This is a genomic window from Streptomyces sp. URMC 126, assembly GCF_051386555.1.
Lineage (GTDB): Bacteria > Actinomycetota > Actinomycetes > Streptomycetales > Streptomycetaceae > Streptomyces.
In genome coordinates, this window is sequence record NZ_JBPQTX010001318.1 from 1 (window position 1) to 238 (window position 238).

General features: G+C 62.6%; 1 protein-coding gene. It reads left to right on the top strand.

What is annotated here, in order from left to right; translation table 11 throughout:
• On the top strand, window positions 1–238 hold a 238-nt coding region (locus tag ACSNOK_RS36100), incomplete at both ends, for a hypothetical protein (protein WP_436784876.1).

Sequence of the window (238 nt, forward strand, 5' to 3'; positions counted from 1 at the left end):
GGTCACCAAGTTGGCCGAGGTCAACCCCGACGCCGCCCAAGCCTATTACGACGCCAACAAAGCCGAGATCAAGTTCGAGCACCAATCCCGCATCGAGCAGGTGATCAAGGGGGAGGCAGACAACAAGTTCGCCTCCCAGTTCGCCGCCAGCGTGGCCAACAAACCGCTGGGCGACCAGCTCGCCGAGGCGGCCAAGATCACAGACCCAGAGCGCCGCGAAAAGACGCTCACCCAGATC